Below are 14,355 nucleotides of genomic sequence, written 5' to 3' on the forward strand. Positions count from 1 at the left end.
TGATGCTGTGGTCGGTCTGGCGCCGGCTCCGGTTCACGGGCGGATGAGGACCTTCAGGGCCTCGCGGTCGTTCATCGCCCGGTAGCCGTCGGCGATGTCCTCCAGGCCCAGCGTGCGGTCGAAGACACGACCCGGCCGGATCGAGCCGTCGAGGATGTGCGGCATCAGCTCCCCGATATAGGCGCGGGCCGGGGCGACGCCGCCGGTGAGCGTGATGTTGCGCATGAAGTCGCCGAACCCGAACGCGACATCGCTGTACTGCGGGGCGCCGACCCGGCTGATCGTGCCGCCGTCGCGGACCACGCCGAGGCTCTGCACCAGCGCGTCCGTCAGGCCCACGCATTCCAGGACCTTGCGGGTGCCCTCGCCACCGGTCAGCTCACGCACCCGCGCGATGCCCTCCTCGCCGCGCTCGGCCACCACATCGGTGGCGCCGAAGTCGCGGCCCAGAACGGTGCGCGGGGTGTGCCGGCCCATCAGGATGATCTGCTCGGCGCCCTGCAGCCTGGCGGCGATCACGGCCGCCAGGCCCACGGCGCCGTCCCCGACGACGGTGACGCTGTCGCCGCGCTCGACACCGGCGGTGCGGGCCGCGTGGTAGCCGGTGCACATGATGTCGGACAGGGTCAGCAGATCGGGCAGCAGCTCGGAGTCCTCGCCCACCGGCAGCTTCACCAGCGTGCCGTCGGCGTACGGGACGCGCGCGATCTGCCCCTGGCCACCGTCGACGCCGTTCACGCCCCACCGCCCGCCGTGCACACAGGAGGTCTGCAAACCGTCGCGGCAGTACGCACAGGTGTTGTCGGCCCACATGAACGGGGCCACCACCACGTCACCGGGGGCGAGCCCGCGCACCTCGGAGCCGGTCTCCTCGACGACGCCCAGGAACTCGTGGCCCATGCGGCGGGGGGTGTCGGTGTGCGGCAGCGACGTGAAGGGCCACAGGTCGCTGCCGCAGATGCAGGAGAGCACGATCCGCACGACCGCGTCGGTGGGGTTCTGGATCTTCGGGTCGGCGACGTCCTCGACACGTACGTCGTCGGCCGCGTACAGCAGGGTGGCGCGCATGGGCGCAGCTCCTCGATAGGGGGGCGGGATGGTGGAAGGGGGCCGCCAGTGGCGGCGCCGGACCGCTCGACCGTCCTCCGGGCCCAGGAGGCCGGCCGGCGCGACACCATCGAGCCTGCCGCCTCGCGCCCGCGTCAGGCAGGCCGAGCTGTGCGGGGGAGCGGCCAGCGGGGGTGTGACAGGGCCCCCCTCACCGGGCGTGTTCCGGTGGAGGCGGGGAGACACTGGCCCTATGGCACCCGAGCAGCACAGCGGCGGCGAGGAACTGGGGCGCTTCCTGCGCGCCCGCCGCACCCAGACCAGCCCCCAGGCCGCCGGCCTCACCCCGGGGCCCGGGATCCGCCGTACCCCCGGCCTGCGCCGCGAGGAGCTGGCCACCCTCGCCGGGGTCAGCATCGACTACTACACCCGCCTGGAGCGCGGCAAGGAAACCCGCCCCAGCCCCGCCGTGGTCGATGCCCTCGGGCGTGCCCTGCAGCTCGACGACGCCGAGCACCAGCACCTGCGTGACCTGGCCGTCCGCGCCGCCCGCTACGCGCCCAAGCCCGCCCCGGCCCCCAGCCGCACCGTGCGCCCCCACCTGAAGCTGCTGCTGGAAACGGTGCGCCCGAGCCCCGCGTACATCCTCAGCCGCAGCATGGACATCCTCGCGTACAACCCGGGCGGCCTCGCCCTCTACGCCGGCATCGCCGACTGGCCCGTCAAACAGCGCAACCTGGCCCGCTACCTCTTCCTCCACCCCGCCGCCCAGGAGGTCTTCCCCAACTGGGAGAACCAGATCCGCGGCTGCGTCGCCCGGCTGCGCACCCTGGCCGGCACCGACCCCGACGCCCCCGACCTCACCACCCTCGTCGGGGAGCTGCTCCTCAAGAGCCCCGACTTCGCGGGCCTGTGGGAGCGCTACGAGGTCACCGGCCGCAAGCACACCGCCAAGACCTTCCAGCACCCCCACGTCGGCACGATCACCCTCGACTTTCAGGGCATGGCCCTCGAAGGCACTCCCGGCCACCGCATGGGCGTCTACACGGCCGAACCCGGCACCCCGGACCACGACGCCATGCTGCTGCTCGACATGACCGCCACGCCCACCGAGCCACGGCCCTCCGCCTCCGAACACCAGCGCTGACCGGCCGGGCCCGGCGGCGCCGGGCGGCGAGGGGTCACCGGGCAGTCCGGTGGCGGCGTGGCCGGACGTACGCGCGGCTGGGCGCCGAGTAGAGCAGGCCCACACCCGTCCCGGAGCCGACGATGGCGATGATGGCCCGCACCGCGTAATCCGGCTGGTACACCCCGCCCGGGTCCGACAGCCCCCGTATCGCATGCGGGCCCAGATAGAGGAAGAGCAGCGCGGCCGTCACCGACGCCGTGACGCGGGCCGCCCGCCCGCCCTTGCGGATGCGGATGGCGGCACCGATGGTGACGAAGAGCAGCAGATACACGAACTGCGTCAGCTCCGGGTCGTTCACGGCGATCGTGGTACCGATGAAGGCCGAGACGACCAGGAGCACGGCGGCCGCGGTGAGCTGCCCGGGCCGCTGGGCCGGGGCCGGTTCCGGCCAGTTGTCCTCATCCGGTGAGCCGGTCATCGTGCCCTCCTGGCCCGCTGGTCCGCTGGTCCGCGGATCCGGTGGTCCGCTGGTCCGCGGGTCCGCTGGTCCGCTGGTCCGCGGATCCGGTGGTCCGCTGGTCCGCGGGTCCGCTGGTCCGCTGGTCCGCGGATCCGGTGGTCCGCGGGTTCGTTTTGTCCGCCGGTCCGGTGGCCGGGGGTCGGCCGTGCCGGGGTCGTTCGGGCATCGTCCGTCCGGGGTGTCGGGACCCGTCCCGGACCGGACACGCCATCCAACTCATAAGCTGGGAAAGGCCGATGAGCAGTGGCGCCCGGGCATGCTCCGCCTGCGCGGCTCGCTTTGGGGACGGGTCCCGGAGGAGGGCGTGGATCCTGGTGGGCGCCGCTGTACGCGTCGAGAATCGCCCGAACCGAGGAGACCGCCGATGCCCCTCTCCGCCAGCCTCGCGCGCGGAGTCGCGCCCACCACCCCCGGCACTCTGCACGCCCGCACCGTGACCGGCGATCTCAGTGCCCCGCCCCGGCCGGGGCTGACGGTCTGCTTCGGGCGCGGCGAGAAGCCGGACGTGGACCTGGGTGTGGGCGTGGACGACCTCCGGGTGAGCCGGCGGCACGGCGAGCTGACCTACCGCCAGGGCCAGTGGTGGCTGCGGAACACCGGACGGCAGCTCGTCCGGCTGCCGCGCGGCACGATGATGCATCTCAGCAGCGAGCCGATCCCGCTCGACACCGGCTACACCCCGCTGTTCGTCAAGGGTTCCGGCTACCGCGAGCACCTGGTGGAGCTGTATGTGGCGGGCCATGACGACCAGGGGCCGGTGTCGCGGCGGCGCGCCGAGACCCTTCGGCCGGAGATCTGGCCGCTGGACGACGACGAACGGCTGCTGCTGGTCGTCCTCGGTCAGCGGTATCTGCTGTACGAGGAGGATCCGAGACCTCTGACGTACGCCACGGCGGCCAAGCAGCTCAGCTACCTCCGCCCGGGCGCGGGATGGAACGAGCGCAAGATCGAGTACCGGATCGAGGCCGTACGCCGCCGTCTGCGCAACACCGGCTTCCGATACCCGCTGATGCACGACAAATCGCAGGGCCGCCCGGCGGACAACGGGCTGCTGCACAACCTGCTCAAGGGATTGGTGGAGTCCACCACGCTCGTACCGCCCGACCTGGACCTGATCGAGGACGACGACCTCTGGCCCGATCCCGCGCCGGAGTCTTAACACAAGAGCGGGATTCCCGCCGTGCCCGCTTCCGGGACCCGTCCCGGAAACGGCGGCCGACCATGACCATCCACAGGACGGGCCCGCCCGCGCTCAGCAGGGCGCCGAAGTGGCATGACGACGTCTCCATGACCCGTGGGGATGACGGCCGCCTGTCCGCCGAAACGGAAGGAATCCCCATGAGGTGCATGCGCATCGTCGTTCTCGCGGGCATCACCGCGGCCGCGTCGACGGCCGCCCTCGCGCTCCCGGCGCAGGCCGGCATCCCCACCCGCGACGGCCGCACGGCCGCCGAGTGCGAGTACCCCGCCGACGTCCTCGACCTCACCGACTGGAAGCTGACCCTGCCCACCGGCGAGGACGAGGACCCGACCGACATCACCCAGCCCGACCTCGCCACGTTCGCCGCCAAGCCCTGGTTCCAGGCGGATGAGGACTGCGGCGCGGTCCAGTTCCGGGCCCCCGTCGACGGTGTGACCACGGGGGGCTCCAGCTACCCGCGCGCCGAGCTGCGGGAGATGACGGACGACGGGGAGGACGAGGCGAGCTGGTCGACCACCGAGGGCACCCACACGCTCGTGGTCAAGGAGGCGTTCACCGCGCTCCCGAACGACAAGCCGCATCTCGTCGGTGCCCAGATCCACGGCGGGGACGACGACGTCACGGTCTTCCGGCTCGAAGGCAGCAAGCTCTACATCACCGACGGCGACGACACCCACCACCATCTCGTCACCGACGACTATGAGCTGGGCACCGAGTTCGAGGCCAAGTTCGTGGCGCGGAACGGGAAGATCGACGCCTATTACAACGGGGAGCGGGAGACCACGATCTCCTCCGACGACGACAGCAACTACTTCAAGGCAGGGGCCTATACGCAGGCCAATTGCGAGAACTCGGACCCGTGCGACGGCGACAACTACGGCGAGGTCCACATATCCGGCATCAAGGTCACCCATTCCTAGCCACTTCCGGCCGGGGGCGCGGTGCCGGGTCTTCCCGTGGCGGGAGGCCCGGCACCGCGGCGACTCCGGTGCAGCGGTGGGCCGCTGGCATATGGCAGCGGCGGCTGCCCCCGTCGCCTGCGCTTCCGGGCGCCGCAACCTCCACAACGGTGAAGATTTCTGGAGTGGTGGGTGAATTCCCTTCTCAATCGGCCAGGTCCCGTCCGTCGCGGGCACGCTCCGCGCCCCGCGGTTCCTCACGAGCACCGCAAACGGTACGTGTCTCCACGTGTACGCAGTAGGTTCGATCTGCGTGTCCGTAACGGCTGGAGTTCTGGTCTCGTATGGGGGGAGTGTGTCGTGCGGCGGGGGGAGCGAGTGGGCAAGTACCGGCTCACAGAGGGGCCCGTCGAAGGAGGGCGGGGCGCGGTCTGGTTCGCCGTCGACACCGAGCTGGGCCGGTCCGTCGTCCTCAAGCGGGCCCTGCTCGAGGACAACAGCCAGGCCGACTTCGACGAGCTGCTGGCCGAGGCCCGCGCCCTGGCGAAGTTCAGCCATCCGAACGTGGTCACCCTCTACGACGCCGTCCGGGCGGGCAAGGGCAAGAAGGCCACGTTCTGGCTGGTGATGGAGCATGTGACCGGCGGCAGCCTGGACGTCCCGGTGAAGATGGCCCCGGAGCTCGCGGCGCATATCGGCGCGCAGATCGCGGGCGCGCTGGCGGCCCTGCACGAGAAGGGCATCGTGCACTGCGACGTCAAGCCCGGCAACATCGTCATCACCCACGACAGGGTGGCCAAGCTGACCGACTTCGGCGCCGCGTACCGGGTGGACGGCAGTGAGACGATCACGCCCAACGGTCCGGTGAGCCTGACCCCGTTCTTCGCCGCCCCCGAGGCGTTCCGCGGCGCACCCGAGCGCGCGTCCGACGTGTTCTCCCTCGGCGCCACGATGTACTGGCTGGTGACCGGGACTCCGCCGCTGCGCGGCGCCGGGCGGGTGGTCCGGATGGAGGCCCTCAGCCCCCGCGTCGGGCCGCTCGGCGGGGTGCTCACCGCGATGCTCCAGCGCGACCCCGGGGCCCGGCCCACCGCCGCCGAGGCGCTCGGCGCCCTCACCGAACTCGCGGGACCGCCGGAGCGGTTCCCGACGCTCCCGCCGGCCCCGGCGACCACGCGCTATACGGCCACCCTCGCGCACAGCGAGGACCCGGCGGGCGGACCGTGGCGCCGGACGACGACCACCGCGGCCGCCCTCGTCCGGCGCCGCCCGTTACTCACGGCCGGCGCCGCCGCCGTTGTGGCACTGGCCATCTCCGTTCCGTTCATCGTGCTGAGCCTGGGTGGCGAAGCCGAGGACACGGCCGACCCGTCGCCGGCCAGGCCGAGCGGCGCGGGCTTCATCGGCGAACCCCGCACGGCCGACCCCTGCGCCTTGCTGAACACCAATGTGTTCCAGCGGTACGGGGAGGCCCAACTCGACCGCGACCTGGGCAATTTCAACCGCTGTGACGTGGTCCTGAAGGACCGCAGCGAGGAGGTCGTGGACGTCAGGGTGGAGCTCGACGCCGATTCGCTGCCGGAGGGCGTGACGCGCAAGACCACGGGCCGGGTGACCGTCGTGGAGCGCGCCGCCGAGAGCGATCAGTGCGAGCGGGTCATGGCGGTGACCGGCGCTCGCGACAACAGCCTCCGCGTCACCGCGGCCGCGCGAGCGCCCGCTGACGTCAAGGAACCGCTGTGCGAAACCGCCGATCGCGCCACGGGAGTCGCGATCAAGCTGCTCAACCGCGGTGAGATTCCGCGGCGTTCTCCCGGTTTTCCCGCCAATTCGCTGGCACACCTGGACGCATGTACGTTGCTCGACGTCAAGGCGCTGGAGAAGGTGCCCGGAATCGACGCCCGGGAGCCGGAGGTCGGATTCGGCCGCTGGGAGTGCCAGTGGAAGAGCACCACCAGCGAGTACGAGGTGGACTTGCGCTTCGACCAGGGAGACCTGCCGCGCGACAAGAGCGCCCGGTCGACCGAGCTGGGAGACCGCCATCGCCAGGCCATCGTTCTGCCGGAGAACGAGGGCCGGGGGAGCTGCCGCGTCGAGGTGGTCCATCGTGAGTACACCGGCCTGGACCGGGTGCAGGGGACCGAGCGGGTGGCTCTCGTCATCAAGGGGGCGGGGGCCAAGGACCGCTCCTGCGAACTGGCCACCGAGCTCGCCGGTTCGGCCGCCGCCGCGCTGCCGCCCGCCTGAACCTGCGACCGTCCACGGCGGGAGCAGCGAGCGGACCGCGCCTAGGGAAGACGGGCGCGCCAGGTGACGGAGGTCTTCTCCACGCTCGCGGCCAGCCTCTTCGCGGCCGGATCGGCGCCCGCCGAGCGCTGCGCGTGGGCGATCTTCGCCGCCTGGTCGAGGTGTTCGCGCATCGCCGCGAGGAAGAGGGTGTCGAAGGCGGCGCCCTCGGTGCCCTTGATGGTGCGCAGTTCGCCCTCGGTCACCATGCCGGGCATGTCGTGCCCCCGGTGCGGGTTGGTGTCGGGGACGCCCGCTCGGGCGAGCAGTTCTCGTAGTTGGACGAGTTCGCCGCGGTAGGCGGTGGCCACCGGTTTCGCCCACTTCTCCACCCCCGCGTCGGAAGAGTGGCCCGGGACCAGGTCCAGCAGGAGTGTCGCCTGATCGTCCATCGCGATCATCAGCTGGATCCAGCCGATATCGGTGGAGTTGAAGGTCCCCGATGTCGCCTGCCCGCCCGGGGACCGGGCGGCGGGGTGCCGCGCGGCCGACGTCGACCGCCCCTCACGCGGCGGTTTCCCGTCGCCACAGCCGGCGGTGAGCAGCGTGGCGGCGGCGAGCAGCGCCGCCACGGACACCGCGCACCGTGTGACGGTTGCCGCTGTCATGTCGACTCCCCTCGTCTCGCATGGGCGGAGCCCCGGTGACGGGACTCCGCCCACAGCCACGGCGGTGTCGCCCTGCCGGGCCGCGTGGCCGGCCCACTCCCTATCCGTCAGGGACGGCCGTCGGCACCGCACTTGATGATCACGTTGATGCAGTCGCGGACCCGCCGGGCCATCTCGTCCTCGGGCCAGGCGTTGAAGAAGTCACCGTGCATGGTGTACCCGGCCCCCGACGCCAGCTTGAAGCGCGCGGGGTCGCCACTGACCGGGTAGCGGAGCACCTGGCGCAGCTTCGGCACGGCGACTGGGTGCGTGGCCGGGCACTGGCCGCCGACCGGGTAGGCCATGTGGCTCTTGTGGTCGGGGGAGTCCAGGTCCTTGCCGTTCCAGCACTGCGGGAAGTCGAGGTAGGACTCCAGCATCGAGCCGGCCGGGCAGTTCACGAAGTCCTTGGAGGGGTTGACCTCTCCGTGGTGCAGGCAGGACCAGCGTGCGATGGACGTGGGGTCGCCGACCCCGGTGGCCTTGGCGTTGCCCGCCACGATCCGCAGCCCCAGCGGGAGCGGCTTGATGGTGGCGATCACGTCGTCGCGCACGCCTTCACCGAGGTAGTAGAAGGTGGTGCCGGTGGGCTCGACCTCCTTGCCGTTGTCGTAGAGCGTCGGGGTCCAGTACGACGACAGGTCGACGGTCGGGCTGCAGCTGGTCCGGCCCCTCTGCAGGGCGGCCAGATCGGTGCGGGCGTTGGTCGAGTCGTTCCCGAAGAAGCTGTGCATATGGGACGCGCCGGGGAGCCCCGGGAACACGATCGGGTCGTCCGGCAGCCGGTGGGTGAACGGGCACTCGGCGACGAACTCCGCGACGCGCACGGGTGCGTTGGCGCTCCGCGGGCTCGACACCGCGCCCGCCGTGTCGGTGGTGCGCAGATCGGCACGCGCACTGGCCGGGCCGATGGAGAGCAGGGACAGGAGGAGGCCGAGGGCGGCGAGGACGACGCCCGGCCCTCGCCGGCGGCCGAGGAGACGCCGTAAGGGCGGGAAGCGCGGGGGTGTAGGGGACATGACTCTCCTTTCCGTGCACGCACGGAAGAGCGAAAAGAGCGAGGGAGAGCCCAGCGGTGTGGTCACGCGGGGCGGCCGAGAGAGCGCTCTCTCAGGGCGATGCTGCGGACGCTAGAGGTGGCCCACGTCACTGTCAAGAGTCCGCGGCAAGGAGGGTCAAGTGCCCGCGGCAGCTGGTCTGCCGCGCCCGCTCGGTCAGTCCTCGGAACCCGGATCGGTTCGCTCCGCCGAGGGCAGCAGGTGAATGAGCAGCAGCACGATCCCGGAAATCATGAACACGCGCGTGGCGGCCTCCAGGCCGTTCCACTTCTCCGACTGCCACATGGCGAACCACTCGCCGCCGATGCCGATGAACCCGGCACCGAACAGCAGCATCAGCATCAGCAGCCCCACGGTGCTCGCCTGCCGGGCGCGGCGTACGCGGGCTCCGGGCGGACCCGCGAACCACATGGCCGTCGCCGCGAGGAGCACGAGAGCGGCGAGGGTCTCCCAGGCGATGATGGCGACGTAGGCGGTGTCCTGGAGCGCGGTGGAGTCGATGGCCCGCCACATCAGGTCCTCGTCCTTGAACGTGGTGTCCATCGCCAGGACATGGCGTACGAACTGCTGGTTGCTGTCGAAGTCGGTGATGTTCCCGAAGGCGACGAGCGTGATGTACAGCGCGATCGTCCCGGTGAGCACCCCCGAGGTCATCGCGTGGACACGGGGTGAACGTATTCTGCCGGTTCGCTCTGTCACGATGACCTCTGTCTCCCGTTGGATCCCGCCGACCATGAAGCGTGCGAGAGCCGTAGCGTACAACTGACCGGATCACAGCGGTGATGGACGCCGTGCGGCTGCCGAGCGGAGCCGACGGCCGGGAGATGCGGGTCACACGCGGCCATGTCACAGGCGGTCGGGCCGTCTCGTCTCAGGGGTGTAGCCACGGAACGACTTCGGAGGAGCACACCATGGACGCGCGACTGAACTACTCCGCCAGCCAGACCGCCGGCAAGGTCCTGAGGCCTGTCATGGCGGCCGGCAGAGCGGTCAAGGAATCGCCGCTGCCGGTGGCGACGCAGGAGCTGGTGGCGATTCGGGTGAGCCAGATCAACGGCTGCGCCGCCTGCATCGACATGCACACCAAGGAAGCCGCCGCGGCCGGTGAGACCCCGGTGCGGCTGAACCTGGTCGCGGTATGGCGGGAGGCCACCGTCTTCACCGATGCCGAACGGGCCGCGCTGGCACTGGCGGAGGAGGGGACCCGGGTCGCGGACGCGGCCGGTGGGGTCGGCGACGAGGCGTGGGCGAAGGCCGCCGAGCACTATGACGAGGAGCAGCTCACCGCCCTGGTGATCCTGGTCTCCTTCATGAATATGGTGAACCGGCTGAACGTCATCACCCGGCAGCCGGCGGCCGGTGACTACGAGGCCGGGCAGTTCCACTGACCGGCAACGGGCCCAGGGGGAAGGGGGAATCGGCGTGAACAAGGTCGAGGAGTTCGAGGAGCTGCGGCCGCTGCTGTTCTCGATCGCCTATCGGATCCTGGGCAGTGTGAGTGAGGCCGAGGACGCGGTGCAGGAGACCTGGCTGCGCTTCGACGGCTCGACGACCCGGCCCACGTCGACCAAGGCCTATCTGTCGGCCACGGTGACGCGCATCTCGATCGATGTGCTGCGCTCCGCGCGGGTGCGACGGGAGGAGTACGTGGGCCCGTGGTTCCCCGAGCCGCTGCTCAGCGATCCGTATCAGGATCCGGCCCGGGCGGTGGAGCTGGCCGACTCGGTGTCGATGGCGGCCCTGTTGCTGCTGGAGCGGCTCAGCCCGCTGGAGCGGGCGGTGTTCGTGCTGCGGGAGGTGTTCGCCTTCGGGTTCGACGAGGTCGCCACGGCGGTGGGCCGGTCGGAGGCGGCCTGCCGCCAGTTGCTGGTGCGGGCGCGGCGGCATATGGCGGCCGGGCGGCCGCGGTTCGAGGCGGACCGGCGGGAGCGGCAGCAGCTGGCCACGCGGTTCTTCGACGCGCTGAAGGACGGCGACGTGGGCGCGCTGCGCAACCTGCTGGCCGCCGACGTGCAACTGGTCGGGGACGGCGGTGGCAAGGCCCCGCAACTGGCCAAGGCCGTCATGGGCGCGGAGAACGTGGCCCGGCTGCTGGGCACGGTCTTCCCCTGGCTGCTGCGGATCGATGTGTCGTTCGAGCTCCATGAGGTCAACGGCCAGCCCGGCGCGGTCTTCCGCGAGCGGGACGGCAAGGTGCTCCAGGCCCTGGTGCTCGATGTGCTCGACGGGCAGATCCAGGCCATCCGGGCGGTGATCAATCCCGACAAGCTCGGCCACCTCGGGCCGGTCGGCGACGCCTGGGCCGTCGACCGCGAGGTGAGGCAGGCCCGTCGGCGGCCGAACCGACTCCGGGACGCGGTCTCCCACCCCGTGACCGGTCCGACACCCTGATCGTTCGACGATCTTGATACTCTCGGGGAGCCAGTCGTGCCACATCCGAGGCCAGGGAATCCGGTGTGAATCCGGAGCTGACGCGCAGCGGTGAGGGGGACGGGCGGGGCATGTGACACCACTGGGAGGAGTCCGTGACGGCCGCGAGGCCGCCGCGAACGAGCACCGGGAAGGGGCCCCGTCCGGACGAACCCGAGTCCGAAGACCTGCTGGCACCTCCGCGCCCCGTGCGGGGAGGACGTCCGTAGGCCAGGCTCCGCGTACGAGCCCCGACAACCGAGGCATGCCCGTGCTCCGCTCTGCCCGCCGTACCGCGGCCCTCCTGCTCGCCCCCGCCCTCCTGCTCACCGCGTGCGGTGGCTCCGGCCACGAGGGCTCGGACGCCACGAAGCCCGCCGGTGCCGGCTATCCGCGCACCATCGACAACTGCGGCCACAAGGTCACGGTGAAGTCCGCCCCGAAGCGGGCCCTCTCCCTCAACCAGGGCACGACGGAGATCCTGCTCTCCCTCGGCCTCGCCGACCGCATGGCCGGCACCGCCACCTGGACCGACCCGGTGATGAAGGGCCTGGAGAAGGCCAACGCGACGGTGCCGCGCCTGGCGGACAACATGCCGTCCTTCGAGAAGGCCCTGGACACCGAACCCGACTTCGTCACCGCCTCGTTCGTCTCCACCCTCGGCAAGGGCGGCGTGGCCACCCGTGAGCAGTTCGAGAAGCTGGGCGTGCCCACGTATGTTTCGCCGTCCGACTGCGCGGCGGGCCGCGACCCCGACAGCGGTGGCGACGGCTCCCGCGGCAAGCCACTCACCCTGGACACCGTCTACGGCGAGATACGCGACCTGGCCCGCGCGTTCGGCGTCGACGAGCGGGGCGAGAAGCTCATCGCACGGTTGAAGCAGCGGGTGCGGACGGCCACCGAGGGACTGGACGCCCCCGGCGTCTCCCTCATGTACTGGTTCGCCAACGCCCAGTCGCCCTACCTCGGCGGCTGCTGCGGCGCGCCGGGCGCCATCACCCGGGCCGTCGGGGCGAAGAACGCCTTCTCCGACACCCACGACGAATGGCCGCAGATCAACTGGGAGACCGTGGCCGACCGCGACCCGGACGTCATCGTCCTCGGCGATCTCACGCGCAGGCAGCAGACCGCGGAGAACGCCAAGGCCAAGATCCGTTTCCTGGAGACCAACGCCGCCACCCGCAATCTCACCGCCGTGAAGAAGAAGCGGTACGTCCTGCTGAGCGGGCAGGCCATGAACCCGTCCATCCGCACCGTCGAAGGGGTCGAGCAGGTCGCCGCCGGGCTGCGCCACTTCGGACTCGCCACATGAGCACCCGCCTCCTGCTGCTGATCGCGGGAGGGCCGGCCGCGCTGTTGGCGTCGATCGCCGTCGCCGTGACCATCGGTCCCGCCGACATCTCCACGGCCGACGTCTGGGCGGCGGTCACCGCCCATCTCGGCCTGGGCGAGGGCACGTTGCCACCGCTGCGCGACGGCATCGTGTGGAACCTGCGCATGCCCCGCACCCTGCTCGCCGCGGTGTGCGGGGCGGGGCTGGCCCTCTGCGGGGCCGTGATGCAGTCCCTGCTGCGCAATCCGCTGGCCGACCCCTTCGTCCTGGGGGTGTCCTCCGGCGCCTCCACCGGCGCCGTCGCCGTGGTCGTCCTCGGCGTCGGCGGTGGGGCCGTGTCGCTGTCGGCCGGCGCGTTCATCGGCGCGCTGCTCTCCTTCGGCCTGGTCCTGGCACTCAGCCACAGCCTCGGCGGCAGCACCGACCGGGTGGTGCTGTCCGGGGTGGCGGCCATGCAACTGTTCTCCGCGCTGACCTCGTTCACCGTCCTCACCTCCGCGGACGCCGACACCACCCGCGCCGTGCTGTTCTGGCTCCTCGGCTCGCTCACCGGCGCCGGCTGGAGCGATGTGCTGCTGTGCGCCGTCGTCCTGGCCGCCGTTCTCCTGGTCTGTCTCGGACACGCCCGCACCCTGGACGCGTTCGCCTTCGGGGAGGAGGCCGCGGCGGCGCTCGGCGTCCACGTGGCCCGCACCCGCCTCGTGCTGCTGTGCGCGACCGCGCTGCTCACCGCGACCCTGGTCAGCTCCGCCGGGGCCATCGGCTTCGTCGGTCTGGTCCTCCCGCACGCCACCCGCGCCCTCACCGGGTCCGGCCACGCCCGCCTGCTGCCGGTCACCGCACTGGCCGGAGCCATCTTCCTGGTGTGGGTGGACACCGCCGCCCGCACCGTGATCGACCCCCAGGAGGTCCCGGTGGGCGTGGTGACGTCCCTCATCGGCGTACCGGCCTTCGTCGCCGTGCTCTACCGCGGCCGGAGGAAGACATGACCGCCTCCCCTCCACCCGCCACCGCGGAGGCCGCACCCGGACTCCGCGCGGACCGCGTCAGCCGCCGCGCCGACGGCCGGCTCATCGTCGACGGCGTCACCCTCACCTTGCGCCCCGGCGAGACGGTGGGCCTGCTCGGCCCCAACGGCTCCGGGAAATCCACCCTGCTGCGGCTGCTCGCCGGCATCCTCGCCCCCTCCGCCGGAGTCGTCACCCTGGACGGCCGCGCACTGCCGCGGGTCGGCCGCCGCGCCACGGCCCGCCGTATCGCCACCGTCGAACAGCACGCCCACACCCAGACCGAACTGACCGTCCGCGAGGTCGTGGCCCTGGGCCGCATCCCGCACCGGCGCGCCTGGTCGTCGTCCACCGCCACGGACACCCGGGCCGTCGACGCCGCCCTGGAGCGCACCGCGCTGACCGGCCGGGCCGACCAGTCGTGGCACACCCTCTCCGGTGGCGAACGCCAGCGCGCCCAGATCGCCCGGGCCCTCGCCCAGGAACCGTACGAGCTGCTGCTCGACGAGCCGACCAACCACCTCGACATCCAGCACCAGCTCGATCTGCTCGACCTCGTCGTCGGTCTGCCGATCGCCACCGTGATCGCCCTCCACGACCTCAACCTCGCCGCGATGTACTGCGACCGCCTGCTCGTCCTCCGCGAGGGACACGTCGTGGCCGAGGGCACCCCCGGCCACGTGCTGACCCCGTCCCTCATCAAGCAGGTCTACGACGTCCGGGCCGATGTCACCCACGAACCGGGCCACCCGGTCATCCGCTTTCTGCGCCGCACACCGAAGCCGTGAGGCGGTGGACGGTATCCTGCCGAGCGGTTGC

14 protein-coding genes and 1 riboswitch are annotated in these 14,355 nt (G+C 71.5%); of the genes, 9 read left to right on the forward strand and 5 right to left on the reverse strand.

Annotated features, from left to right (window positions below; genetic code table 11):
* Window positions 1–33: 33 nt before the first annotated feature.
* Complete coding sequence (locus J8403_RS35910; protein WP_211126793.1) at window positions 34–1,068, reverse strand: alcohol dehydrogenase catalytic domain-containing protein; 1,035 nt, start codon at window positions 1,066–1,068, stop codon at window positions 34–36.
* Window positions 1,069–1,300: 232 nt separating this feature from the next.
* Between J8403_RS35910 and J8403_RS35915 the strand changes: the two genes are divergently transcribed.
* Window positions 1,301–2,194 carry a helix-turn-helix transcriptional regulator gene (locus tag J8403_RS35915; RefSeq protein WP_211126794.1) on the forward strand — a complete coding sequence of 298 codons (894 nt, stop codon included), beginning with the start codon at window positions 1,301–1,303 and terminating at the stop codon, window positions 2,192–2,194.
* A gap of 34 nt (window positions 2,195–2,228) precedes the next feature.
* On the opposite strand, the gene J8403_RS35920 is transcribed toward J8403_RS35915, so the two are convergent.
* Window positions 2,229–2,654 carry a hypothetical protein gene (locus J8403_RS35920; protein WP_211126795.1) on the reverse strand — a complete coding sequence of 142 codons (426 nt, stop codon included), beginning with the start codon at window positions 2,652–2,654 and terminating at the stop codon, window positions 2,229–2,231.
* A gap of 406 nt (window positions 2,655–3,060) precedes the next feature.
* Between J8403_RS35920 and J8403_RS35925 the strand changes: the two genes are divergently transcribed.
* The 3 genes from J8403_RS35925 (at window position 3,061) to J8403_RS35935 (ending at window position 7,043) form a co-directional block, all read left to right on the forward strand.
* On the forward strand, window positions 3,061–3,855 hold the full coding sequence (locus tag J8403_RS35925) for an FHA domain-containing protein (protein WP_211126796.1): 795 nt from the start codon (window positions 3,061–3,063) through the stop codon (window positions 3,853–3,855).
* 179 nt (window positions 3,856–4,034) lie between these two features.
* On the forward strand, window positions 4,035–4,817 hold the full coding sequence (locus tag J8403_RS35930) for a polysaccharide lyase family 7 protein (protein WP_246586152.1): 783 nt from the start codon (window positions 4,035–4,037) through the stop codon (window positions 4,815–4,817).
* 339 nt (window positions 4,818–5,156) lie between these two features.
* The gene (locus tag J8403_RS35935; RefSeq protein WP_211126797.1) at window positions 5,157–7,043 is read left to right on the forward strand and encodes a serine/threonine-protein kinase; all 1,887 of its coding nucleotides are present in this window, start codon (window positions 5,157–5,159) and stop codon (window positions 7,041–7,043) included.
* Window positions 7,044–7,084: 41 nt separating this feature from the next.
* Here the strand turns inward: J8403_RS35935 and J8403_RS35940 are convergent, their stop codons facing one another.
* From J8403_RS35940 to J8403_RS35950, 3 genes are all read right to left on the reverse strand, one after another.
* Window positions 7,085–7,690, reverse strand: coding sequence for a DUF305 domain-containing protein (locus J8403_RS35940; RefSeq protein WP_211126798.1), 606 nt, complete (start codon window positions 7,688–7,690; stop codon window positions 7,085–7,087).
* A gap of 107 nt (window positions 7,691–7,797) precedes the next feature.
* On the reverse strand, window positions 7,798–8,748 hold the full coding sequence (locus J8403_RS35945) for a DUF1996 domain-containing protein (protein WP_211126799.1): 951 nt from the start codon (window positions 8,746–8,748) through the stop codon (window positions 7,798–7,800).
* A 195-nt stretch (window positions 8,749–8,943) separates the two neighbouring features.
* On the reverse strand, window positions 8,944–9,441 hold the full coding sequence (locus tag J8403_RS35950; RefSeq protein ID WP_211128605.1) for a DUF2165 domain-containing protein: 498 nt from the start codon (window positions 9,439–9,441) through the stop codon (window positions 8,944–8,946).
* Between the two features lie 257 nt (window positions 9,442–9,698).
* Between J8403_RS35950 and J8403_RS35955 the strand changes: the two genes are divergently transcribed.
* From J8403_RS35955 to J8403_RS35975, 5 genes are all read left to right on the forward strand, one after another.
* Entirely contained in the window at window positions 9,699–10,175 is a 477-nt protein-coding gene (locus tag J8403_RS35955) for a carboxymuconolactone decarboxylase family protein (protein ID WP_211126800.1), read from the forward strand.
* Between the two features lie 34 nt (window positions 10,176–10,209).
* Window positions 10,210–11,178, forward strand: a complete 969-nt coding sequence (locus tag J8403_RS35960; protein WP_211126801.1) for an RNA polymerase sigma-70 factor — start codon at window positions 10,210–10,212, stop codon at window positions 11,176–11,178.
* Window positions 11,179–11,192: 14 nt separating this feature from the next.
* Window positions 11,193–11,406, forward strand: a riboswitch (cobalamin riboswitch).
* Window positions 11,407–11,467: 61 nt separating this feature from the next.
* Window positions 11,468–12,508 carry an ABC transporter substrate-binding protein gene (locus tag J8403_RS35965; protein ID WP_485129833.1) on the forward strand — a complete coding sequence of 347 codons (1,041 nt, stop codon included), beginning with the start codon at window positions 11,468–11,470 and terminating at the stop codon, window positions 12,506–12,508.
* On the forward strand, window positions 12,505–13,518 hold the full coding sequence (locus J8403_RS35970; protein WP_211126803.1) for a FecCD family ABC transporter permease: 1,014 nt from the start codon (window positions 12,505–12,507) through the stop codon (window positions 13,516–13,518). The genes J8403_RS35965 and J8403_RS35970 overlap by 4 nt, the downstream gene beginning before the upstream one ends.
* Complete coding sequence (locus tag J8403_RS35975) at window positions 13,515–14,324, forward strand: ABC transporter ATP-binding protein (protein WP_211126804.1); 810 nt, start codon at window positions 13,515–13,517, stop codon at window positions 14,322–14,324. The genes J8403_RS35970 and J8403_RS35975 overlap by 4 nt, the downstream gene beginning before the upstream one ends.
* The last annotated feature ends 31 nt before the right edge of the window (window positions 14,325–14,355 follow it).

This window comes from Streptomyces yatensis (assembly GCF_018069625.1).
GTDB lineage: Bacteria > Actinomycetota > Actinomycetes > Streptomycetales > Streptomycetaceae > Streptomyces > Streptomyces yatensis.